Annotated in this window: 22 protein-coding genes; 10 read left to right on the top strand and 12 right to left on the bottom strand. The window is 62.0% G+C overall.

All coding sequences use genetic code 11. From position 1 onward, the window contains the following. Nucleotides 1-84: 84 nt before the first annotated feature. The 5 genes from rplS to ffh all read right to left on the bottom strand — a co-directional run bounded on the left by rplS (nt 85) and on the right by ffh (nt 3,654). The gene (gene rplS / locus RG836_RS27130; protein WP_003175895.1) at nt 85-435 is read right to left on the bottom strand and encodes a 50S ribosomal protein L19; all 351 of its coding nucleotides are present in this window, start codon (nt 433-435) and stop codon (nt 85-87) included. A gap of 45 nt (nt 436-480) precedes the next feature. Further along, a complete protein-coding gene (gene trmD / locus RG836_RS27135; RefSeq protein WP_310850929.1) occupies nt 481-1,233 on the bottom strand; it encodes a tRNA (guanosine(37)-N1)-methyltransferase TrmD in 753 nt (250 codons plus the stop codon). 2 nt (nt 1,234-1,235) lie between these two features. After that, a complete protein-coding gene (rimM, locus tag RG836_RS27140; RefSeq protein ID WP_310850931.1) occupies nt 1,236-1,772 on the bottom strand; it encodes a ribosome maturation factor RimM in 537 nt (178 codons plus the stop codon). 5 nt (nt 1,773-1,777) lie between these two features. Beyond that, entirely contained in the window at nt 1,778-2,029 is a 252-nt protein-coding gene (gene rpsP, locus RG836_RS27145) for a 30S ribosomal protein S16 (RefSeq protein ID WP_003198088.1), read from the bottom strand. A gap of 248 nt (nt 2,030-2,277) precedes the next feature. Continuing rightward, the gene (ffh, locus tag RG836_RS27150; RefSeq protein ID WP_310850932.1) at nt 2,278-3,654 is read right to left on the bottom strand and encodes a signal recognition particle protein; all 1,377 of its coding nucleotides are present in this window, start codon (nt 3,652-3,654) and stop codon (nt 2,278-2,280) included. 208 nt (nt 3,655-3,862) lie between these two features. On the opposite strand from ffh, the gene RG836_RS27155 reads away from it, so the two are divergent. The 3 genes from RG836_RS27155 to RG836_RS27165 all read left to right on the top strand — a co-directional run bounded on the left by RG836_RS27155 (nt 3,863) and on the right by RG836_RS27165 (nt 7,661). After that, nucleotides 3,863-4,675, top strand: coding sequence for a cytochrome C assembly family protein (locus tag RG836_RS27155; protein WP_310850934.1), 813 nt, complete (start codon nt 3,863-3,865; stop codon nt 4,673-4,675). 12 nt (nt 4,676-4,687) lie between these two features. Beyond that, complete coding sequence (locus RG836_RS27160; protein WP_310850936.1) at nt 4,688-5,929, top strand: transporter associated domain-containing protein; 1,242 nt, start codon at nt 4,688-4,690, stop codon at nt 5,927-5,929. A gap of 415 nt (nt 5,930-6,344) precedes the next feature. Further along, nucleotides 6,345-7,661 carry an MFS transporter gene (locus tag RG836_RS27165; RefSeq protein ID WP_310850937.1) on the top strand — a complete coding sequence of 439 codons (1,317 nt, stop codon included), beginning with the start codon at nt 6,345-6,347 and terminating at the stop codon, nt 7,659-7,661. 95 nt (nt 7,662-7,756) lie between these two features. Here the strand turns inward: RG836_RS27165 and purT are convergent, their stop codons facing one another. The 5 genes from purT to RG836_RS27190 form a co-directional block, all read right to left on the bottom strand. After that, a complete protein-coding gene (gene purT / locus RG836_RS27170) occupies nt 7,757-8,938 on the bottom strand; it encodes a formate-dependent phosphoribosylglycinamide formyltransferase (RefSeq protein WP_310850938.1) in 1,182 nt (393 codons plus the stop codon). Between the two features lie 99 nt (nt 8,939-9,037). Beyond that, nucleotides 9,038-9,505, bottom strand: coding sequence for a VUT family protein (locus tag RG836_RS27175; RefSeq protein ID WP_310850939.1), 468 nt, complete (start codon nt 9,503-9,505; stop codon nt 9,038-9,040). Between the two features lie 39 nt (nt 9,506-9,544). Next, on the bottom strand, nt 9,545-9,757 hold the full coding sequence (locus RG836_RS27180; protein ID WP_310850940.1) for a DUF1289 domain-containing protein: 213 nt from the start codon (nt 9,755-9,757) through the stop codon (nt 9,545-9,547). Continuing rightward, complete coding sequence (locus tag RG836_RS27185) at nt 9,754-10,278, bottom strand: gamma carbonic anhydrase family protein (RefSeq protein WP_310850941.1); 525 nt, start codon at nt 10,276-10,278, stop codon at nt 9,754-9,756. Before RG836_RS27185 ends, RG836_RS27180 begins: the two co-directional genes overlap by 4 nt. A gap of 47 nt (nt 10,279-10,325) precedes the next feature. Then, nucleotides 10,326-10,925: a CoA pyrophosphatase gene (locus RG836_RS27190; protein ID WP_310850943.1), complete on the bottom strand. Its 600-nt coding sequence runs from the start codon at nt 10,923-10,925 to the stop codon at nt 10,326-10,328. Between the two features lie 146 nt (nt 10,926-11,071). On the opposite strand from RG836_RS27190, the gene RG836_RS27195 reads away from it, so the two are divergent. The 7 genes from RG836_RS27195 (at nt 11,072) to nagE (ending at nt 19,710) form a co-directional block, all read left to right on the top strand. Beyond that, nucleotides 11,072-11,623 carry an NUDIX hydrolase gene (locus RG836_RS27195; protein WP_310850944.1) on the top strand — a complete coding sequence of 184 codons (552 nt, stop codon included), beginning with the start codon at nt 11,072-11,074 and terminating at the stop codon, nt 11,621-11,623. Nucleotides 11,624-11,657: 34 nt separating this feature from the next. Beyond that, nucleotides 11,658-12,161 (top strand): L,D-transpeptidase family protein, encoded by a 504-nt coding sequence (locus RG836_RS27200; RefSeq protein ID WP_310850945.1) that lies wholly within the window; start codon nt 11,658-11,660, stop codon nt 12,159-12,161. A gap of 407 nt (nt 12,162-12,568) precedes the next feature. Then, on the top strand, nt 12,569-13,300 hold the full coding sequence (locus tag RG836_RS27205; protein ID WP_310850946.1) for a GntR family transcriptional regulator: 732 nt from the start codon (nt 12,569-12,571) through the stop codon (nt 13,298-13,300). Nucleotides 13,301-13,327: 27 nt separating this feature from the next. After that, the gene (nagA, locus tag RG836_RS27210; RefSeq protein WP_310850947.1) at nt 13,328-14,434 is read left to right on the top strand and encodes an N-acetylglucosamine-6-phosphate deacetylase; all 1,107 of its coding nucleotides are present in this window, start codon (nt 13,328-13,330) and stop codon (nt 14,432-14,434) included. Continuing rightward, nucleotides 14,427-15,437 (top strand): SIS domain-containing protein, encoded by a 1,011-nt coding sequence (locus RG836_RS27215; RefSeq protein WP_409078113.1) that lies wholly within the window; start codon nt 14,427-14,429, stop codon nt 15,435-15,437. Before nagA ends, RG836_RS27215 begins: the two co-directional genes overlap by 8 nt. A gap of 29 nt (nt 15,438-15,466) precedes the next feature. After that, nucleotides 15,467-17,980, top strand: a complete 2,514-nt coding sequence (gene ptsP, locus RG836_RS27220) for a phosphoenolpyruvate--protein phosphotransferase (protein ID WP_310850949.1) — start codon at nt 15,467-15,469, stop codon at nt 17,978-17,980. 29 nt (nt 17,981-18,009) lie between these two features. Further along, a complete protein-coding gene (gene nagE, locus RG836_RS27225; RefSeq protein ID WP_310850950.1) occupies nt 18,010-19,710 on the top strand; it encodes an N-acetylglucosamine-specific PTS transporter subunit IIBC in 1,701 nt (566 codons plus the stop codon). A gap of 156 nt (nt 19,711-19,866) precedes the next feature. Here nagE and RG836_RS27230 read toward each other — a convergent pair whose 3' ends face one another. Together RG836_RS27230 and RG836_RS27235 are read right to left on the bottom strand one after the other, a co-directional pair. Further along, nucleotides 19,867-20,268 (bottom strand): DUF6124 family protein, encoded by a 402-nt coding sequence (locus tag RG836_RS27230; RefSeq protein ID WP_310850951.1) that lies wholly within the window; start codon nt 20,266-20,268, stop codon nt 19,867-19,869. A gap of 699 nt (nt 20,269-20,967) precedes the next feature. Further along, nucleotides 20,968-21,305: hypothetical protein (locus tag RG836_RS27235; protein ID WP_310850952.1), on the bottom strand; the 338-nt coding region annotated here is incomplete at its 5' end.

Raw genomic sequence — 21,305 nt, forward strand, 5'->3', positions numbered from 1 at the left:
CCCGCCACGAAGAGTCGGCAACTGAATCGCAGGCAACAAAAAAGCAGCCCGCAGGCTGCTTTTCTTTCGCATCGGACGCTGGACTTAAGCCAGTTTTTCCTTGATGCGAGCTGCTTTACCGGACAGGTCACGCAGGTAGTACAGCTTGGCTTTACGTACGTCACCGCGACGTTTAACGGCCATGCTGTCGATTTGCGGGCTGTAGGTCTGGAAAGTACGCTCTACGCCAACACCGTTGGAGATTTTACGAACGGTGAATGCACTGTTGACGCCGCGGTTACGCTTGGCGATAACAACACCTTCGAACGCTTGCAGACGCGAACGGTCGCCTTCCTTCACTTTCACCTGAACGACAATGGTGTCGCCCGGGGCAAAGGTAGGGATTTCTTTGGTCATCTGCTCTGCTTCGAGTGCAAGGATGATTTTGTTAGTCATGCTGTGCTCCTAAGGTAAATCGTCGGATCTACCATCGATACGTTGTTAACTATCGTCCCGCTCGCGGATGTATTCCTCGAGCAGCTTCTTCTCTTCTCCAGAAAGCGAGCGGCTTTCCAGAAGATCGGCGCGTCGTTCAAAGGTCCTACCAAGGGACTGCTGTAAACGCCATCGCCGGATATGCGCGTGATTGCCACTCAGCAACACGTCGGGAACACGCTGATCCGCATACACCTCAGGTCGTGTGTAATGCGGGCAATCCAGCAAACCATCCGTGAAGGAATCTTCCTCCGCGGAGTCCGCATGCCCTAAAGCTCCAGGCAGCAGTCGTGTAACCGCATCGATCAGGACCATCGCCGGCAGCTCGCCGCCAGACAGTACATAGTCGCCAATCGACCACTCTTCATCGACGTGAGCCTCAATAAAGCGCTCGTCAATGCCTTCGTAGCGGCCGGCAATCAGGATCAATGCATCCTCATTCGCCAACTCGCGTACCGCCGACTGATTAAGCTGGCGGCCCTGGGGCGACAGGTAAATCACCTTCGCACCCTCTCCGGCGGCTGCCTTGGCCTCGACCAATGCATCTTCCAGAGGCTTGATCTTCATCACCATGCCCGGACCACCGCCAAATGGGCGATCATCCACCGTGTGATGTCGATCCGTCGTGTAATCTCGCGGGTTCCAACAGGTCAGCTGCAACAGCCCCTGTTTCACCGCACGACTGGTGATGCCGTAGTCGCTGATGGCGGCAAACATCTCGGGAAACAAACTGATGACTTCTACGCGCAAATTAGCCACGTTTAGAAGTCCGCGTCCCAATCCACCTTCATCTCGCCTGCGGCAAGGTCGACGGCCAACACGCATTGCTCCGTATAGGGCAACAGGCGTTCGCGATCATCCAGGCTGCCAGTGCAAGGCTTGACCACCATGACATCGTTCGAGCCAGTCTCGAGCAGGTGATCGATTTTCCCGAGCAGTTGCCCGAGGTGGTCGATGACCTTGAGACCTTCCAGCTGGTACCAGTAGTACTCGCCGTCGGTCAGTTCAGGGAACAGGTTGCGCGGCACGCAGATCTCATAACCGGCCAGAAGACGCGCTTCTTCACGATCATCAAGACCCTTGAGCTTTGCGACCAGGAATTTGTTATTCCCGCGTCCGCTGACCAGCTCTACCTGCTTCACATTGCCGTCACGCTTGAGCGTCCAGGTTTTGTAGTCCAGCAGGTTTGCAATTGGATCAGTAAAGGAAAAGACCTTCACTTCGCCGCGAACGCCATGAACAGAATAAATTTTGCCAATAACGATCAAATCATCGGCAACAGCTGGCGTCGCGTTCATATTGCTCAGGCCGCAGCCTTAGCAGATTCCTTCAACAACTGAGCAACGCGCTCAGAAGGCTGTGCACCAACGCTCAGCCAGTAGGCTACGCGCTCTTGGTTCACGGACAGACGAACTTCCTGACCACGAGCAACAGGGTTGAAGAAACCAACCTGTTCCTTGTGCGAACCGTCGCGCGGGTTGCGGCTGTCGGTTACGGTCAAGTGGTAAAACGGGCGCTTTTTGGAGCCGCCAAGGGCAAGACGGATTGTTAGCATGTGAACATCGTTCCTGTAGTCGGTGCTGCAAATCTAAAGGCACAGCGGGCATAGGTGCCCGAAAGGCCGCATATTCTAAGGAATATCCGGACTTTTGCAAATGACTTTTTCCGGCGGTCTATCGGCCGCCATCCAGATTTGCTATAGAGCCGTCATTAATGACGGCCAGTCAGCCCTCGCCAACAGCGAGGTGCTGGAGAACCCACGTCCCCGTGGGCAACGCAGGAGCAAGCCCCCGCGCGGATTCTTTACATTTTCGGCATGCCGCCGCCGGGCAGCATGCCGCCCATGCCGCGCATCATTTTTGCCATTCCGCCTTTCGAAGAGAATTTCTTCATCATCTTCTGCATCTGCTTGTGCTGCTTGATCAAGCGCCCGATGTCCTGCACCTGCGTGCCGGAACCCATGGCGATCCGGCGTTTGCGCGAACCGCTGATCAGCTCAGGATCGCGGCGTTCGGCTGGGGTCATGGAGTTGATGATGGCTTCCATCTGCTTGAACTGCTTCTCCGCCGCGCCCTGGGCATTGCCCATTTGCGACAGGTTCATGCCGCCGATGTTTGGCAGTTTATCCATGAGCCCGCCAAGGCCGCCCATGTTCTTCATTTGTTGCAGCTGATCGCGGAAGTCTTCGAGGTCGAAGCCTTTGCCCTTCTTCAGCTTCTTGGCCAGTTTGTCGGCCTTGTCCTTGTCGAGGGTTTGCTCGGCCTGCTCGATCAGGCTGAGCACGTCGCCCATGCCGAGGATGCGCGAGGCGATACGTTCAGGGTGGAACGGCTCGAGCGCTTCGCTTTTCTCGCCCATACCGATGAACTTGATCGGCTTGCCAGTAATGGCGCGCACCGACAGTGCGGCACCGCCACGGGCATCACCGTCGACCTTGGTCAGGATCACGCCGGTCAGTGGCAGTGCATCGCCGAACGCCTTGGCGGTGTTGGCGGCGTCCTGGCCGGTCATGGCGTCCACCACGAACAGCGTCTCGACCGGATTGATCGCGGCGTGCAGCGCCTTGATCTCGCCCATCATCTCTTCGTCGATGTGCAAGCGACCGGCGGTGTCGACGATGACCACGTCGATGAATTTCAGGCGCGCTTCTTTAATAGCCGCTTCAGCGATGTCGACCGGCTTCTGGCTCAAGTCGGACGGGAAGAACGCCACGCCGATGTCGTTGGCCAGGGTTTCCAACTGCTTGATCGCCGCAGGACGGTAAACGTCCGCCGACACGACCATCACGGTTTTCTTCTTGCGCTCTTTGAGGAAGCGCGCGAGTTTGCCGGCGGTGGTGGTTTTACCGGCACCTTGCAGACCGGCCATCAAGATCACGGCAGGCGGCACGGCGCTAAGGTTCAAGTCCTCGTTGGCGGCGCCCATCAGGCTTTCGAGTTCAGCCTGGACGATCTTCACGAACGCCTGGCCCGGCGTCAGGCTGCGCGACACCTCGGTGCCGACGGCACGTTCCTTGACCGAATTGACGAAGTCTTTGACCACTGGCAAGGCGACGTCGGCTTCCAGCAACGCCATACGCACTTCACGCAGGGTGTCTTTGATGTTGTCCTCGGTCAGCTTGGCCTTGCCGGTGACGTGGCGCAGCGTCTGCGAGAGACGGTCGGTTAAGTTTTCAAACATGCGCGATCCTTTCAGGCCCTATGGAGACCGAGGTAATGGCGGCCCAGACCGTGATAAACATGTGCTCGGCGAGCCTGCGGCGTGGGCAGGTCGCGGATTATAGCGAGAACTGCGTCTGGCGCACACCCGCCGTCTGGTTGTGTGGTCTTTCGTGCGGTATGGGTTCTATGCCAAACTCAGCGACTTTCGGGCTTGCCTAACAGGATTTATGCTCCCCTTGTCACCCAGTTTGCTTGCAACCCTCGCCGCCGCCTGCTTATACGCCGCTGCGACTCTCTATCAAGGCACTCGCCTGGCCACCGGCGCCAAGGCGCACAAACGCCTGCTGGTCACGCTCGGCGTGCTGGCGGTGCTGGCCCATGCGACCAGCCTGATCACCCACTTGCTGACGCCGATCGGCCTGGCCCTGGATTTTTTCAGCGCCGCCAGCCTGATCGCCGTGGCGGTAATCGCCCTGACGTTGCTGGCCTGCTCGCGGATCCCGGTGGAAAACCTGCTGATCCTGCTGTTCCCGCTGGGTGCGCTAACCGTGCTGATCGCACAATTCGCCCCGGCCGGTACGGTACAGATCATCGACGAAGAGCCGGGCATTCTCGCGCACATCCTGTTATCGATCCTTGCATACGGCATGTTCACCATCGCAGTGTTCCAGGCGTTGCTGCTGCTGTTGCAGGATCACCAGCTCAAACACAAACATCCATCGGGCCTGATCAAGAATTTCCCGCCGCTGCAAACCATGGAAAGCCTATTGTTCGGCTTCCTTTGGGCCGGCTGGACGCTGTTGTCGCTGTCGCTGATCTCCGGCTGGCTGTTCGTCGAGAACCTGTTTGCCCAGCACCTGGTACACAAAACCCTGCTGGCGTGCCTGGCCTGGATCGTGTTCAGCGTGCTGCTGTGGGGCCGCAACCGCCTCGGCTGGCGCGGTCACAAGGCGATTCGCTGGACCCTGGCGGGCTTCTGCCTGCTGATGCTGGCCTACTTCGGCAGCAAACTGGTCCGCGAATACATCCTGCATATCTGAAGGGCGGCCTTCATGGATAACTTGCCCCTGGGGCCGATGCTCGCGGTGTTGGCCCTGTTGATTCTCTGGTCCGGGCTGTTCACCGCCATTGAAGTCGCCCAGCAGCACCTGCTGGCCCAGCGTACCGCGTCACGGGCCAGCGACAAGCCGCTGGCGAAGCTGAGTTTCCCCCTTCATAGCCTGATTTTCTGCAACACCCTCTGTCGCGCCCTTGTGGTGGTGATCAGCACCTTGCTGGCGATTTTTCTGTGGGCGGAGAACGGTCCATGGGCCGCGTGCCTGGGCGCCGGCGCGGCGCTGCTGGTGCTGGCGGACTTCCTGCCACGGATTCTTGCCAACCGTCACCCTGACGCGGTGTTGGCGCTTGGTAACAATTTGTTGAGCGTGCCGCTGAAGATCGTCTACCCGGCCGCCTGGCTGTTGAACGGCATCAGTCAATTGCTGATGAGGCCTTTTGCGCGCAAGGTCAGCGTGGTGCAGCACAGCGACGACGAAGCGGCGGACAATCACGCCCATGACAACGATCACGATCAACCGCCGGTTCGCCTGCATCCGGTATCCGGCATTCATGCGCTGGACAACATCACAGTCAATGACATCCTGGTGCCGCGCAGCGAAGTCGACGGCATCAACCTCGACGATCCACTGGATGAGATCATCGAGCAACTGCGGGCCAACCGCCGCACGCGTCTGCCGGTGTTTCACAGCGACATCAATCAGGTTGAAGCGGTGCTCAATACCCGGCAGATCCGCCATCTGCTGCCGGACGCCAGCCTGACCTTGCCCGCGCTGCTCGCCGCCTGCCACGAGCCGTACTTCGTGCCGGAAAGCACGCCGTTGCAACTGCAACTGCTGAACTTCCATAAACAGCAGCGGCGCCTGGGCATGGTGGTCGATGAGTACGGGGAAGTGCTGGGCATCGTGACCCTGGAAGACATTCTTGAAGAAATCGTCGGCGAATTCGAAAGCGAGCACAGCCTCGACAACCCGCACATTCATCCGCAGGCCGATGGTCGCCTGGTGATTGAAGGCGCGGCGTCGATTCGCGAATTGAATAAAAGCCTGGGCTGGCACCTGCCAAGCGATGGTCCGAAGACCCTCAACGGGCTGGTCACCGAGGCGCTGGAAACCATCCCTGATTGCCCGGTGTGCCTGAAAATCGGCCGCTATCGCCTGGAAATCCTCGAAACCGAAGACAACCGCGTCAGCCGCGTGCTGATCTGGCACACCAGTTCGTTGCCGGTGCTGATCTAACCTGCGCCACCCCATGGCGGCCGCTGCGCGCCCGAACGGGGGCAAGCCCCCTCACCACAAAAGCACCGCACAAACTGCAAGCCCCCTCACCACAAAAGCACTGCACACGCTGCAAGGCCCCTCGCCACGAAAGCACTGCTTATGCCTTTGAGTCCAAAAAGCCCAGGCTTCCATCAGACAGGTTGCCCCCTTGTGGCGAGGGGGCTTGCCCCCGTTGCCCTGCGCAGCAGGGACCGGTAAACGGCAAGTTTTGCCCCTTGTTCATTGCTTAGCCCGCTTCCTATAATCGAGCCGCTCTTACCCGAGCGCGCGTCACCCCCGGTGCTACCCGCACCCTTGCGTTAAACCCACATCCCTGGGTGTTCGACCATAATAATTCGCTCCACTGGAGCACATGACTGTCAGGGATATTCGCATGACGACCAGTACCACTTTCAACGAAGCTGCGCCTGCCCAGCCCACCAACTCCGCCACGCGGGTCGCCACGGCAAGCTTTATCGGCACCGCCATCGAGTTCTACGACTTTTACGTCTACGCGACGGCTGCCGCGCTGGTGATCGGTCCGGTATTTTTCCCGCAGACCTCCGGCACCGCGCAAATGCTCTCGTCGTTCCTGACCTTTGGCATCGCGTTCCTCGCCCGGCCGCTGGGCTCAGCACTATTCGGTCATTTCGGCGATCGGATCGGGCGCAAATCAACCCTGGTCGCTTCCCTGCTGCTGATGGGCATCTGCACCACGCTGATTGGCGTACTGCCAGGTTACGCGAGCATTGGTGCCTGGGCGCCGATCCTCCTGTGCGTGCTGCGTTTCGGCCAGGGCCTCGGCCTCGGTGGCGAATGGGGTGGCGCGGCGCTGCTGGCCACGGAGAACGCGCCGCCGGGTAAACGGGCGTGGTTCGGCATGTTTCCGCAACTCGGGCCGTCGATTGGCTTTTTGGCCGCCAACGGCTTGTTCCTGACCCTGGCGATGACCCTCAGCGACGAACAGTTCCGTTCCTGGGGCTGGCGCATTCCGTTTCTGTTGAGTGCGGCGCTGGTGATGGTCGGCCTGTACGTGCGACTCAAACTCCACGAAACCCCGGTGTTCGCCAACGCCGTGGCCCGCCAGGAACGGGTGAAAATTCCGCTGTTCGAGCTGTTCGGCCAGTACTGGATGCCGGTATTGCTGGGCGCTTCTGCGATGGTGGTGTGCTACGCGCTGTTCTACATCTCGACGGTGTTTTCGTTGAGTTACGGCGTATCGACCCTTGGGTATAGCCGCGAAACCTTCCTCGGTCTGCTGTGCTTCGCCGTGCTGTTCATGGCCGCTGCCACGCCACTGTCGGCCTTGGCGAGCGACCGTTACGGACGCAAACCGGTGCTGATCGTCGGGGCGCTGCTGGCGATTGCCTCGGGGTTTGCCATGGAGCCGCTACTGACTCAGGGTTCGACCTGGGGCGTGGCGCTGTTCCTGTGCATCGAGCTGTTCTTGATGGGCGTGACCTTCGCACCGATGGGCGCGCTGCTGCCCGAACTGTTCCCGACGCACGTGCGCTATACCGGCGCTTCGGCGGCGTATAACCTGGGCGGTATCGTGGGGGCATCGGCAGCACCGTTCTTCGCGCAAAAGCTGGTGGCGATGGGCGGTTTGAGTTACGTCGGCGGGTATGTATCGGGGGCGGCAGTGCTCAGCCTGATTGCGGTGCTGTGCCTGAAGGAAACGCGCCATAACGATTTGAATCGGGTGGCCTGAAAGCGCTTCGCGACCAGGCTCGCTCCCACATTCGACTGCGTTATGGAACGCGGTTCTTGTAGGAGCGAGCCTGCTCGCGAATGTCGCGCCTCGGTTTACAGCTCGACCACAACAGCCTGCGAAGCACGGGTCGCCTTGGCACGTGCCAATTCGATCGACTCATCCCGCGCCAACGCCACACCCATCCGACGCTGACCATTGACCTCAGGCTTGCCAAACAGACGCAACGCCGTGTCCGGTTCGCTCAGTGCTGCGCCGAGGTTGGCGAATGCGGTTTGGGTCGACTGGCCTTCCACCAGAATCACCGCCGAGGCCGAAGGGCCGAACTGGCGAATCAATGGGATCGGCAGGCCCAGAATCGCCCGAGCGTGCAGCGCAAACTGCGACAGGTCCTGGGAAATCAAGGTCACCAGGCCGGTGTCGTGCGGGCGCGGCGAGACTTCGCTGAACCACACTTGATCACCTTTGATAAACAGTTCGACGCCGAACAGGCCACGGCCGCCCAAGGCTTCGGTCACCGCTTTGGCAACGCGCTCGGACTCAGCCAGGGCCACCGGGCTCATGGCTTGTGGCTGCCAGGATTCCTGGTAATCGCCCTTCTCTTGACGGTGACCGACTGGCGCGCAGAAGGTGGTGCCGCCCACATGGCGCACGGTCAGCAGCGTGATCTCGTAATCGAAGTCGATGAAGCCCTCGATGATCACCCGCCCCTTACCGGCACGCCCGCCTTCCTGGGCGTAATCCCACGCGGTTTTCACGTCATCGGCGCTGCGCAGCAGGCTCTGGCCCTTGCCCGACGAACTCATGACCGGTTTGACCACGCACGGGAAACCCAGGTCTTCAACGGCTTTGCTGTAGTCCTCGAAGGTGTCGGCGAAGTGGTACGGCGAGGTCGGCAGGTCCAGTTCTTCGGCGGCCAGGCGACGGATGCCTTCGCGGTTCATGGTCAACTGCGCGGCACGGGCGGTCGGGATCACGGTGAAGCCTTCGGTTTCCAGTTCCACCAGGGTGGCGGTGGCGATGGCTTCGATTTCCGGCACGATGAAGTGCGGCTTCTCGGCTTCGATCACCGCACGCAGGGCGGCGCCGTCGAGCATGTTGATCACGTGGCTGCGGTGCGCGACCTGCATGGCCGGCGCATTGGCGTAGCGATCGACGGCAATCACTTCAACGCCCAGGCGTTGCAGCTCGATCACCACTTCCTTGCCCAACTCGCCACAGCCACACATCAATACGCGGGTCGCGGTGGGCGACAATGGAGTTCCGATACGGGTCATCTCAGGTCCTCAAAGGAGCGGATCATCGAGGGATAGACGCTGCACGCGCTTCCCATGGGGAGAAAGCGCGGCATTTTACATGAACTGCGCGGTTTGGCCTCAGCCGGCGACGGGGTGTTTGCGCAACCGCCAAGCCATGGCCAGCCAGACAATGGTCACCCCGGCGAATTTCGAGCCCAGGGCGGTCAGGACAACGCCCGGCGTCAGGGCATCGATCAGGCCGAAAAAGATGAAAGTATCGATCGGAATGCTCAGCGCCGAACTGATCCACAATCGGTCGTGCAACGGCCGCTTGGTGATGGTGAACACCAGCCAGTCGATGCACTCCGACACCGCGAACGCCGTGGCACTGGCCAGGGCAATCGTCGGGTCGGAGGTCACGTATGAGAGCACCAGCGCCGCCAGCATGGCGATGATCGCGCCATGGCCGAAGCGGGTTTGCACCATGTCGCGCAGCACAAACACCAACCCGCCCCAGGCCGACCAGATGATGTCCAGGTGCGGGGCCGTGGAAAACGCGTAGTTGATCAGCACGACACTGCCGATGTAGGCGATGAGAAAGAGCATGGGCGCGGGGTTACCTGTGAATGTGCCGCACAGGGTACTTCAGCCGGAAGTTTTGCCCAACATCCACAGCAAGCCGCTCGACTTCGCCCGCTCGTGGCACAAGCCCAAGACCTGGCGCCGTTCGTCGTTGTCCATGCGGCTCCAGCGGGTGATTTCCGAGACGGTGCGCTGGCAACCGGTGCAAATGTCCTGCTCGTCCAGCGCGCAGATACTCACGCAAGGGGATTTCACCGGGCGTTCGCTGTGGGTCATGCTTCCTGCTCGGCCAGGTCGCGGGCGTAGCGTTGCGAGTTATGCACATAGTGCGCGGCGCTGGCTTCAAGCATCTTCTTTTGCTGCTCGGTCAGTTCACGCACCACTTTGCCGGGCGAGCCCATGACCAGCGAACCGTCAGGAATCTCCTTGCCTTCACCGATCAGCGAATTGGCGCCGATGATGCAGTTCTTGCCGATTTTCGCGCCGTTGAGGATCACCGCATTGATGCCGATCAGGCTGTAGTCGCCCACCGTGCAGCCGTGCAGCATGGCGTTGTGGCCGATGGTCACGCCGGTACCGATGGTCAGCGGGTAGCCCATGTCGGTGTGCATCACGGTGCCGTCCTGCACATTGCTGTTCTTGCCGATCAGGATCAGTTCGTTATCGCCACGCAGCACCGCGCTAAACCATACGTTGGCGCCTTCTTCCAGCTTGACCTTGCCCACCAGCACCGCATTGGGGGCGACCCAGCTCTGTGGGTGGGTTTCGACACGGGCGTCGCCCAGGCGGTATTTCATTTGATTGTCCTCAGAGCTCAGGCAGCCGCGACAGGCGAGCGATGGTTTCAGGTGTTGATAAAACTTTTCGGCGGACGGTGCAGGCTGATCTGCGCGTCATAGAGCAGGTTGATCAGCTCGACGATCATGATCGCCGTCAGGCCCCAGATCTTGAATTCGCCGTAACGATAACTGGGGACATACCAACTGCGGCCTTGGTAATCGATGCGATGGGTGTGTTCGCGCGGGTCTTTGCGGAAGAACTCCAGCGGCACGCTGAACACCGCAGCGATCTCGGCGTCGTTGGCGCGGTATTCGACAAAATCCGGGATCACTCCCACGTAGGGCGTGACCTTGATGCCATGCAGGGAAATCAGCGGGCTCAGGGGGCCGATCACTTCCACCAGGCCCGGCGGCAGGCCGATTTCTTCTTCGGCTTCGCGCAGCGCGGTGAAAATCAGGTCCGGGTCTTCGGGGTCGCGACGGCCACCCGGAAAGGCCACCTCGCCGCCATGGGTCGAAAGCCCGCTGGCACGCAACGTCAGGACCAGTTCCGGTTCGTCACTGCGGGTAATGGGCACCAGCACCGCGGCCTCGGGGAACCGCTTGTCGGTCTCCAGGGTGCGCGGTGTGTGGGTGCTTACCCGATGCAGTAGCTCATCCAGCATGAGTCATCTCGATCTGTCGCTTACCCTGCATCATGCACCAATCACATCGGCCGCCCAACCCCCGAAAGGCTGCTTGTCGCGAAACGACAACTTGCCGACAGACACCGCCGCACGCCAAGATAGGCGCAGCCTTCAGGAACCCAAGCATGAAATTCTGCAGCCAGTGCGGTAACCCGGTCATCCAGCGCATTCCCGAAGGCGATTCACGCCTGCGATTTGTCTGCGAGGCCTGTCAGACCATTCACTATCAAAACCCTAATATTGTCGCCGGTTGTGTCGCTACCTGGGGCAAGCAGGTGCTGTTATGTCGACGGGCGATCGAGCCGCGCCTCGGTTACTGGACCCTGCCCGCCGGCTTCATGGAAAACGGTGAGACTGTGGAACAGGCCGCCGTGCGCGAAACCGCCGAAGAAGCCTGCGCGCGGGTGCGCAATTTAAGCATCTATACGCTGATCGACGTGCCGCACATCAGCCAGGTTCATGTATTCTTCCGCGCCGAACTGGTCGATCTGGACTTCGCCGCCGGCCCTGAGAGCCTGGAAGTGAAACTGTTCGACGAAGCCGATATTCCCTGGGATGAGCTGGCGTTCCGCACGGTGGCCCGCACCTTGGAAGTGTTCTTCGCCGACCGTCAGGTCGAGGATTACCCGGTGCGCTCCGAATCCATACCGCCGCTGGCTCAGCCGGCGATCACCTAACCGACACGCCGTACTTTCAGGGATACCGTTTTCAATGCGCTGGTTGCTTGCCCTTTTCTGCCTGACCTTGGTCACGGTTTCCCAGGCGTCCTCCACGGAATCGCTGAACGGTAAAGTCGTCGAAAAAGTGCTGATCCTCAAATCCGCCCATCGCCTGGAGCTGATCAACGACGGCAAACCGATGCGCACTTACCGCATCTCCCTCGGCAAGCAGCCCAAGGGCGCGAAGTTGATGGAAGGCGACAAGCGTACGCCGGAAGGCTTCTACTGGGTCGACTGGCGCAAGGTCAGCGATCGCTTCAACCTCGCGCTGCACATTTCCTACCCGAACATCAGCGATTCCGCCCGTGCCCGCCGGGAAGGCGTCGACCCCGGCGGCATGATCATGATCCACGGCACGCCCGACAGTGAAGAGTACCCGGAAGACCTGTTCCACACCCTGGACTGGACCGACGGCTGCATCGCCATGCGCAACATCGACATGCGTGAAGTCTGGGGTTTGGTGCCGGACGGTACGATGATCGAGATTCGCCCGTAGCGTCCAGATTCCCACCTGTGGCCGCCAGTTTCGGCAAGGGCTTTGGTGGTGAGTCGCTTTGGTAGTGAGTCACTTTTGTGGTGAGGGGGCTTGCCCCCGTTGGGCAGCGAAGCAGCCCCCCCACGGGCCAAGCCCCCCTCACTAAAAAAGCGCCATCCGCAAAAATAATTTAAAAACTCCCAAAGCCCCCGCGCTGATACCAATACCCCCGCCCAACGCCATCGTCACCAAAGATTCAGCCCCCACCCATCGCCCCCTCTAATACCACTTCAAACCCACCCCCCATCCAAGCCTTCATATCGCCCATCCACGCTCGATCCACCGCGTTGACATGGTATGCAAGTGGTATTAGTTTCGCCCCACAACCGGGCGACAACACTCCTACAAACGCATCGGACCAAACCTACATGAACGACATCCAGGCCCTACGCCCTGACGACAGCCAGCCGACGCCTTTGTACTTGCAACTGGCGCGCAATCTGGAAGCCGCGATCCACGCCGGCCAGTGGAAAGCCGAGCAGGCGATGCCGTCGGAACGCAGCCTCAGCGAATTACTCGGGATCTCCCGCGTTACCGCACGCAAAGCCTTGGAAGTGTTGTTCGCCCAAGGCCTGATCCGCCGCAATCAAGGCTCCGGCACCTTTATCACCCCACGGCTGGAACAACCGCTGTCGCGCCTTTCAGGGTTCAGCGAGATGTTGCGGCTCAAGGGCTTCGTGCCGGGTTCGCAATGGCTGGAACGGGAAATCACCCCGCCAACCCACGAAGAACTGATTCGCCTGGGCCTGTCGCCCACCGACAAAGTGGCGCGGCTCAAGCGCTTGCGCAAAGCCGACGACACCGTGATGGCCATCGAGATGAGCACCCTGCCCGCCTCGATTATTCCCAAGCCGCAAGCCGTGGGCGCCTCGCTCTACGAATACCTGGACGGCATCGGCAAACCGATTGTCCGGGCGCTGCAGCACATTCAGGCGATCAACGCCTCTGACGAGTTCGCCGCGCTGGTAGGGATCGCCCCCGGCACCGCCATGTTGCTGATGACCCGGGTCGGCTACCTCGAAGACAACACGCCGATCGAAGTCACCGACACCTATTGCCGCAACGACTATTACGACTTTGTGGCCGAGCTGCGCCGCTAAACCGCGCCGCCCAACCGAGAACCGAACATGTCCGAAGACAACATCCTCACCCCCGACGGCTGGGTACGCGGCCGCGTGATCCATGCGCACGGCAAGGTCGTTAGCATCGAAGGCCAGCCCTGCGATCCGGCCGACAATGACCTGCCCTACCTGCTACCGGGTTTTGTCGACTTGCACGTTCACGGCGGCGGCGGCAAAGACATCATGGAAGGCGCGCCGGCCTTCGACACTATCTGCAAAACCCACGTGCGCTTCGGCACCACGTCCCTACTGGCAACCACCATGACCGCGCCGCCGGATGAGATCTCCAGCGTGCTCAAAGCCGTCGGCGAATATTGCGCGCAGCGCTCACCTGGCAGCGCCCGGGTCCTCGGCGTGCACCTCGAAGGTCCGTACATCAACCCCGGCAAACTCGGTGCGCAACCTAACTTCGCCCACACCGCGCTGATGGCCGAAGTCGAAGCCTACCTGGCCCTGGCGCCGATCCGCGTGATCACCATCGCCCCGGAAATCGCCGGGCACGACGCTTTGATCCGCGCCCTCAGCGCCCGCGGCGTGCGCATGCAGATCGGCCACACCCTCGGCAGCTACGAAGAAGGCGTCGCGGCGCTGGCGGCCGGCGCCAGCAGTTTCACTCACCTCTACAACGCCATGAGCCCGCTGCATCATCGCGAGCCGGGCATCGTCGGCGCGGCCCTGGCGCACGCGACTTACGCCGAGCTGATCCCGGATTTGCTGCACGTCCATCCCGGCGCCATGCGCGTGGCGCTGCGCTCGATCCCGTGCCTGTATTGCGTCACCGATTCGACCGCCGCCGCCGGGATGCCGGACGGCGAATACAAGCTCGGCAGCCACACCGTGACCAAATGCCTGGGCGGCGTGCGCCTGGCCGACGGCACGCTGGCCGGCAGCACCCTGACCATGGACCAGGCCCTGCGCAACCTGGTGAAGATCGGCTTGCCGATTGCCGAAGCCTCGCAGCGCCTGTCGCAATTCCCCGCCGATTACCTCGGCCTCAACGAACGCGGGCGACTCGCCCCAGGCGCCTGGGCCGACTACGTGCGGCTCGATCGCGCCCTCACACTCACCGCCGTCACGGTCGAAGGAGAAGACATTGACTTCAAAAATGCTTGAAGAGGCGCTGTCCTCGGACGCCGCGGTACAGGCCCAAGTGCAGCAGCTCGAGGGGCAAATGATCGAGATTGCCGGGCGCCTGCGCCGTCAGCCGCCGCAAGTCGCGATGACCGTGGCCCGTGGCAGTTCCGACCATGCCGCCAGCTATTTCGCCTACCTGACCATGCAGCACCTGGGCATTCCGGTGGCATCGCTGCCGATGTCGGTGGTCACCATGCAACAGGCGCCGCTCAAGGTCAGCGGCCAGGTGGCCTTCGCCTTCTCGCAATCGGGGCAGAGCCCGGACTTGGTCAACAGCCTGCTTCTGCTGCGCAAACGCGGGGCCTTGAGCATTGCGATGGTCAACGCCGAAGGATCACCCCTGGAAGCCGCGTGCGAGTTCAGTCTGCCGTTGTTGGCGGGCACGGAGAGCAGCGTTGCCGCGACCAAAAGTTTTATCGCCACCCTCAGCGCCAGCGCGCGGCTGATCGCCCACTGGAAAGACGAAGCCGAACTGCTCGACGCCGGTTTGGCCTTGCCCGACGGCTTGCGCGAGGCCGCACGCCAGGACTGGAGCCTGGCCATCGAGACCCTGCGCGATTGCCGGCAGTTGATGGTGATCGGCCGGGGCGCCGGGTTCGCCATCGCCCAGGAAGCGGCGTTGAAGTTCAAGGAAACCTCGGCGATCCAGGCTGAAGCCTTCAGCAGCGCCGAAGTGCGCCATGGGCCGATGGCGCTGATCAATGCTGATTACCCTTTGCTGGTGTTCGCCCCACGCGGGGCCGAGCAGGCCGGCCTGCTGAGCCTGGCGGCCGACATGCGCCAACGCGGCGCGCGGGTGTTGCTTGCGGCCCCGGATGACATCGCCGAGCGCGACCTGACCTTGAGCCGCGCCGAGCACCCGGCGCTCGACCCGATTCTGGCGATCCAGAGTTTCTACGTCATGGCCGCCGGCCTCGCCGCCGCCCGCGGCATGGACCCGGACCAGCCGCGGCACCTGAGCAAAGTCACCCGCACGCACTGACCCCTTTTGACCTGACGAGCACCGCGCCCATGCACAACAACAATAATGAGCTGACCCTAAGCGCCCCGCTCAGCGGCCCGGTGCTGACCCTGAGCAACGTTCCCGACCCGGTATTCGCCAGTGGCGCCATGGGCGACGGGATCGCCATCGACCCACTTAACGACACCCTGCATGCCCCGTGCGCCGGCGTCATCGTGCACGTCGCCCGTACCGGCCACGCAGTGACCCTGCGCGCCGATAACGGCGCCGAACTGCTGCTGCACCTGGGCCTCGACACCGTTGAACTGCAAGGCGAGGGTTTCTCGATGCTGGTCGCGCAAGGTGCGCGGGTCAGCCATGGCCAGCCACTGCTGCGCTATGACCAGGACAGGGTCGCGCAACAGTGCAAAAGCCTGGTCAGCCTGATGATCCTCACCAACAGCCAGGCCTTCCATGCTCGGCCGATGGACCTTAAAACGGTCACGGTCGGCGAGCCATTGCTGCATATCGTGCCGCGCGAAACCACCGCCTCGTCGGTGGGTGCCGACATTGCCGGCAGTGAAGTCCGAGGGCAGGTGCGGATCACCCATCGCGGCGGCTTGCATGCGCGGCCGGCGGCATTGGTCCGCCAGACCGCGCAAGCCTTCAATAGCCAGTCGCGGCTGCACTTCGGCGGCAAGTCTGCGCCCTGTGACAGCCTGACTGGCCTGATGGGCCTGGGGATCGGCGAGCAGCAAGAAGTGCACGTCAGTTGCCAGGGCCCCGACGCCGAAGCCGCGCTGCAAGCGTTGCTCGCGGCGTTGTCCATCGCGGTCAGCGAAGCGCCACCCGTCGCACCTGCCGCCACACCCATCCGCCAACGCCGCGCCGAGGCCGGTGTGCTGCAGGGCGTTTGCGCGGCGCCGGGATTAGTCGCCGGGCCGATCTTCCACCTGAGCGCGATTAGCCTGCCAGCGGACGATCGCCAGCACGCTCCCGAGCCACAACTGCAAGCACTCGACGCTGCGCTGAGCCAGGTGCGCAGTGAAATCCACCAAACGCTTGCCCACGCGCAAAAACACCGACACAGCGACGAAGAAGCGATCTTCGCCGCGCACTTGGCCTTGCTCGAAGACCCGGCCCTGCTCGACGCCGCGCACCACGCCATCGAGCGCGGCGTGGCGGCGACCCACGCCTGGAGCGCATCCATCGACACGCAGTGCGAGGTCTTGCAGCAGGTGGGCAGCGCGCTGCTGGCCGAGCGCACCAATGACCTGCGCGATCTCAAGCAACGGGTGCTGCGGGTATTGCTCGGTGACGCCTGGCACTACGACGTGCCGACCGGCGCCATCGTCGCGGCCCATGAACTGACGCCGTCCGACTTACTGCACCTGAGCGCACAAGGGGTGGCCGGGTTGTGCATGGCCGAAGGTGGCGCGACGTCGCATGTGGCGATCCTCGCCCGGGGCAAAGGCGTGCCGTGCCTGGTGGCGCTCGGCGAAGAGCTGTCGGCGCTGAAGCCCGGCCAAGCCGTGGTGTTGGACGCCGACGAAGGGCGCCTGGAAGTGACACCCACTCCCGAACGCCTGGCCGAAGTGCAACAGGCGCAGGTCGCGCAGCACCAGCGCCGCGCACGGCAACAGGCCGAAGCGCACCATTCGGCGCAGACCCTAGACGGCGTGCCGATCGAAGTGGCGGCCAACGTCGCCTCCAGCGCGGAAGCCGCCGACGCCTTGGCCAATGGCGCCGATGGCGTCGGCCTGCTGCGCACCGAGTTCCTGTTCGTCGACCGCCAGACCGCGCCCAGCGAAGAAGAACAGCGCCAGGCTTATCAAGCGGTGCTCGATGCCATGGGCGACACATCGGTGATCATCCGCACCATCGACGTCGGCGGCGACAAGCAACTCGACTACCTGCCGCTGCCCGCCGAGGCCAACCCGGTGCTTGGCCTGCGCGGCATTCGCCTGGCGCAACGGCACCCGGAACTGCTCGACCAACAACTGCGCGCGCTGCTGCAAGTCTGCCCGCTGGAGCGGTGCCGGATTCTGCTGCCGATGGTCACCGAGGTCGACGAACTGCTGCACATCCGCCAGCGCCTCGACACCTTGTGCGCCGAACTCGAACTGACCCTGCGTCCGGAGCTGGGGGTGATGATCGAAGTCCCGGCCGCTGCACTGCTGGCCGAGCAATTGGCCGAACACGCGGACTTCCTGTCGATCGGCACCAACGACCTGTCGCAATACACCCTGGCCATGGACCGCGACCACGCTGGCCTCGCCGCGCGGGTCGATGCCCTGCATCCGGCGCTGCTGCGGCTGATCGGCCAAACCTGCGCCGGTGCAGCCGTGCACAACCGTTGGGTCGGTGTGTGCGGCGCCCTGGCGTCCGACCCACTGGCCACGCCGGTGCTGATCGGCCTGGGCGTGCGCGAGTTGTCGGTGAGCCCGCCGCAAATTGCTGAAATCAAAGCCCGAGTGCGCCAGCTCAACCTCGCCGAATGCCGCAGCCTGAGCCTGGAACTGCTCAAACTCGGCAGCGCCAGTGCGGTGCGGCAGGCCTGCCATCGCCACTGGCCGCTGAACTGAATAACAAAAACAACACAGGGAGATCCGCCATGTACCAACTTTTTATCGAAGGCTTGCAACGCCTCGGCCGTGCGCTGATGTTGCCGATCGCCATCTTGCCGATCGCCGGTCTGCTGCTGCGCCTGGGCGATACTGACCTGCTGAACATCGCGATCATCCACGACGCCGGGCAAGTGATCTTCGCCAACCTGGCGATGATCTTCGCCATCGGTATCGCGGTCGGGTTCGCCAAGGACAACAACGGCACCGCCGGCCTGGCCGGCGTCATCGGCTACCTGGTGATGATCTCCACCTTCAAGGTGCTCGATGCCAGCATCAACATGGGCATGCTCGCCGGCATTGCCAGCGGCCTGATGGCCGGCGCGCTGTACAACCGTTTCAAGGACATCAAGCTGCCGGAGTACCTGGCGTTTTTCGGTGGCCGGCGCTTCGTGCCGATCGTCACCGGTTTCGCGGCCGTCGGCATGGGCGTGGTGTTCGGCCTGATCTGGCCGCCGATCCAGACCGGCATCAACAGCTTCGGCGCATTGCTGCTGGAAAGCGGCAGCTTCGGCGCGTTCATCTTCGGTGTGTTCAACCGCTTGCTGATCGTCACCGGCCTGCACCACATCCTTAACAACATGGCGTGGTTCATCTTCGGCAGCTTCACCGACCCGGTCACTGGCGCGGTGGTGACCGGCGACCTGTCGCGCTACTTCGCCGGCGACCCGAAGGGCGGCCAGTTCATGACCGGCATGTTCCCGATGATGATCTTCGGCCTCCCCGCCGCGTGCCTGGCGATGTACCGCAACGCCCTGCCGGAACGGCGCAAAGTCATGGGCGGGATCTTCCTGTCGATGGCCCTGACTTCCTTCCTCACCGGCGTCACCGAACCCATCGAATTCGCCTTCATGTTCCTCGCGCCGTTCCTGTACTTGCTGCACGCGTTGCTGACCGGCCTGTCGATGGCCATCACCAACCTGCTGAACATCCACCTGGGCTTCACTTTCTCCGGCGGCTTTATCGACATGGTGCTCGGCTGGGGCAAGTCCACCAACGGCTGGCGGGTGATCCCGGTGGGGCTGGCCTATGCGGTGATCTACTACGTGGTGTTCGATTTCTGTATTCGCCGCTTCAATCTGCGCACGCCAGGTCGTGAAGAGATCGCGACAAGCGAGGCAGCGGTCATTACTGACAGCGAGCGCGCAGGAGCCTACATCCAGGCATTGGGTGGCGCGCAAAACCTGATCAGCGTCGGCGCCTGCACCACGCGGCTGCGCCTGGACATGGTCGACCGCAACAAGGCCAACGACGCGCAGCTGAAAGCCTTGGGTGCGATGGCCGTGGTGCGCCCCGGCAAGGGCGGCAGCTTGCAAGTGGTGGTCGGGCCAATGGCCGACAGCATCGCCGACGAAATCCGCTTGGCCATGCCCGGGTTGAGCCGAGCGGTGGTGGCTGCGGTGGTTGAGACTGCCCGGCCGGTGGCTGTGCCCGAAGCCCAGCAATGGCTCAATGCATTGGGTGGCAGCGACAACATCCTGCAACTGGATTGCGTAGCCATGAGCCGGATTCGCCTGCAACTGGCGGATGGCCGGGGGGTGTCGGAAGCTGAGTTGCAGGGGCTGGGGTGTCAGGGTGTCAGCCGATTGGCCGACGGGGTCTGGCATTTGCTGGTGGGCGACAAAGCGCCGGGGTTGAGCGCGGCGCTGGAGGCGTTGGTCGATCGCCGTGAGGTGGGCGCCAAGGTGTAAAGCCATTGAGGTGAGACAAAACCGGAGCTCCCCCGTGGCGGGTGCCGCTGGGTGTTGAAGCCGCCTCGCTGTTTCTACAGCGAGGCACTGCATTCAGTGGGTGGGCCTGCTTCGCAGGCCAGCGGGAGCAAGCTCCCTCGCCACACAGTTACGCGTCTAGCCTTGCGGCACCATCTGATCCAAGACCCGATTCACCGACAACTCCGCCAGCGAAATCATCTGCTGAATCCCCAACGCCAGATTGCAACTGGGCCCGGTCAAATCGAACGCCAACTCACTCGCCATCACATTGGCCGACGCCAGGTTTTCACAGGCATGGGCCAGCAACGTTTCCGAATCCATGTCCGGCGCGATAACAAAAATCGTACTGGGGCGGGAATCCGTCTTGGCCTGCTTGGGCGGTGGCGGCGAGAGGTAATGATCGAGCGCACGAAGGGCTGCGTCGTGGAGCTTTTTGGGATCCAGACCGGCGTAGGGGGAGACGGATTCGGTGTCGGTCTCTGCATGAGGTGGAATGTCGGATTCTGCCTCTGGAGGATTTGGACTGTCTTTGATCATGGTGTACTCCTAACGAAATGGAGCAGCCAGCATCACTTGCAGATGATGGGTGGCAGCTGTGCACGGGCCTGCAAGACCGAGTCGTTAGGTAACCCCGGCAGATCCGAAGACCTCCCGCACACAGCCACCATGAATCGATGACCATAAATCAAGCGCGCGAGTATAAGTGCGCTTGGATATACCTAACAAACTATCGGCGGGCTTGCAGTCCCGATCGCTGAATTGGCAGCGACAGCCAAAGGTTAGAGACGCTGCTTCCGACGGACAACCTGAAAGTCTTGTGGGAAGGTTCTGCTGATTGGGCAGATTGTTAAACATCGGTGGCTGATAGGCCGCTTTCGCGAGCAGGCTCGCTCCCACATTTTGGATGTCGGTATAGCTGATAGTGATTGGTCGGCTGTAAGGCCGCCATCGCTGGCAAGCCAGCTCCCACAGAATCGGAGGTGTCTGAAGTTATTGCGTACACCATCAGGTCGAGTGTCAGCTCGCCGCGCTTTGGCTTTTGATCCACCCGCCCCGTCGGGAGGCTGAGTGGAGGCGTTTATCCGGGGATTGGCGCGCAGCGCCGTTCGACGCAGTCGAACTCATCGCATGTAGGTGCAGCGAAGCCAACCGGAGGGCGATGCCCCCGGATGAATGCCGGAGCGAAGGTACGCCGAGCCTTAGCGAGGGGCCGGACGTCAGGGGCGAGACCTTTGCTTACTTTGGGCTGGGCCGGCACTCCGGCGTTTGCCAAAGTAAGGCGCCGTAAGGGCGCAACCAAAAGCAGCCGTTACCGCAGCAACGGATATGTACACCTGCAAAATCTCCAGCGCCAGCCAAATAGCCTTCGTCGGAACGCCGCCCGGAGCAAGCTCGCTCCCACAGTTTTAGTTTGTGTACAGCCGCTAGTGGTTGGTTAGCTGTGAGGACGCCATCGCTGGCAAGCCAGCTCCCACAGGGGGCGGAGGTGTCCGCAATAATTGCGTACCCCATCAGGTCGAGTGTCAGCTCGCCGCGCTTTTGATCTGGCTTTTGCTTCTGCTTTTGATCTGGCT

Source organism: Pseudomonas rhizozeae (genome assembly GCF_031583775.1).
In the GTDB taxonomy this organism is placed as follows: Bacteria; Pseudomonadota; Gammaproteobacteria; order Pseudomonadales; family Pseudomonadaceae; genus Aquipseudomonas.

Coding starts and splice junctions, on each gene's coding strand:
- RG836_RS27165 (WP_310850937.1), top strand. CDS start 6,345: ATGACGACCAGTACCACTTTCAACGAAGCTGCGCCTGCCCAGCCCACC.
- rpsP (WP_003198088.1), bottom strand. CDS start 2,029: ATGCTAACAATCCGTCTTGCCCTTGGCGGCTCCAAAAAGCGCCCGTTT.
- nagA (WP_310850947.1), top strand. CDS start 13,328: ATGTCCGAAGACAACATCCTCACCCCCGACGGCTGGGTACGCGGCCGC.
- RG836_RS27200 (WP_310850945.1), top strand. CDS start 11,658: ATGCGCTGGTTGCTTGCCCTTTTCTGCCTGACCTTGGTCACGGTTTCC.
- RG836_RS27195 (WP_310850944.1), top strand. CDS start 11,072: ATGAAATTCTGCAGCCAGTGCGGTAACCCGGTCATCCAGCGCATTCCC.
- purT (WP_310850938.1), bottom strand. CDS start 8,938: ATGACCCGTATCGGAACTCCATTGTCGCCCACCGCGACCCGCGTATTG.
- rplS (WP_003175895.1), bottom strand. CDS start 435: ATGACTAACAAAATCATCCTTGCACTCGAAGCAGAGCAGATGACCAAA.
- RG836_RS27175 (WP_310850939.1), bottom strand. CDS start 9,505: ATGCTCTTTCTCATCGCCTACATCGGCAGTGTCGTGCTGATCAACTAC.
- RG836_RS27205 (WP_310850946.1), top strand. CDS start 12,569: ATGAACGACATCCAGGCCCTACGCCCTGACGACAGCCAGCCGACGCCT.
- RG836_RS27180 (WP_310850940.1), bottom strand. CDS start 9,757: ATGACCCACAGCGAACGCCCGGTGAAATCCCCTTGCGTGAGTATCTGC.
- ptsP (WP_310850949.1), top strand. CDS start 15,467: ATGCACAACAACAATAATGAGCTGACCCTAAGCGCCCCGCTCAGCGGC.
- nagE (WP_310850950.1), top strand. CDS start 18,010: ATGTACCAACTTTTTATCGAAGGCTTGCAACGCCTCGGCCGTGCGCTG.
- RG836_RS27215 (WP_409078113.1), top strand. CDS start 14,427: ATGCTTGAAGAGGCGCTGTCCTCGGACGCCGCGGTACAGGCCCAAGTG.
- RG836_RS27190 (WP_310850943.1), bottom strand. CDS start 10,925: ATGCTGGATGAGCTACTGCATCGGGTAAGCACCCACACACCGCGCACC.
- RG836_RS27185 (WP_310850941.1), bottom strand. CDS start 10,278: ATGAAATACCGCCTGGGCGACGCCCGTGTCGAAACCCACCCACAGAGC.
- ffh (WP_310850932.1), bottom strand. CDS start 3,654: ATGTTTGAAAACTTAACCGACCGTCTCTCGCAGACGCTGCGCCACGTC.
- RG836_RS27160 (WP_310850936.1), top strand. CDS start 4,688: ATGGATAACTTGCCCCTGGGGCCGATGCTCGCGGTGTTGGCCCTGTTG.
- rimM (WP_310850931.1), bottom strand. CDS start 1,772: ATGAACGCGACGCCAGCTGTTGCCGATGATTTGATCGTTATTGGCAAA.
- RG836_RS27230 (WP_310850951.1), bottom strand. CDS start 20,268: ATGATCAAAGACAGTCCAAATCCTCCAGAGGCAGAATCCGACATTCCA.
- RG836_RS27155 (WP_310850934.1), top strand. CDS start 3,863: ATGCTCCCCTTGTCACCCAGTTTGCTTGCAACCCTCGCCGCCGCCTGC.